Here is a 263-nt window from a genome sequence, read left to right on the forward strand (position 1 = left end):
GCTCTTGCCGACATTCGCAGTCAGGCCCCTGCGCCGGTACCCAACGCACTCACGCCACCGGCTGCACCAGCTGCCGCCGAAGAGGATCTGGAGGCGCCCCTGGAAGAGCGCGCCAAAGCGACCTGGGACGGCGATAAGGAACTGCGCGCCGAGTTTGGCACTTTCGAGGCCTACCACGGTTATCGCAAGGCCACCGACCGTGGCTTGGTCAAGGTTCTGAAAAAGTAGGCACCTGATAAGTCCCTCAAATCCTGGCTCTGGAG

1 protein-coding gene is annotated in these 263 nt (G+C 62.4%); it reads left to right on the forward strand.

Annotated elements, in window-relative coordinates:
• Nucleotides 1-228, forward strand: a 228-nt coding sequence (locus tag AAEZ22_RS18440; RefSeq protein ID WP_352298507.1) for a hypothetical protein, incomplete at its 5' end; no start/stop codon positions are given.
• Nucleotides 229-263 lie beyond the last annotated feature (35 nt).

The organism is Pseudoalteromonas sp. 20-MNA-CIBAN-0454 (genome assembly GCF_040308685.1).
GTDB lineage: Bacteria > Pseudomonadota > Gammaproteobacteria > Enterobacterales > Alteromonadaceae > Pseudoalteromonas > Pseudoalteromonas nigrifaciens.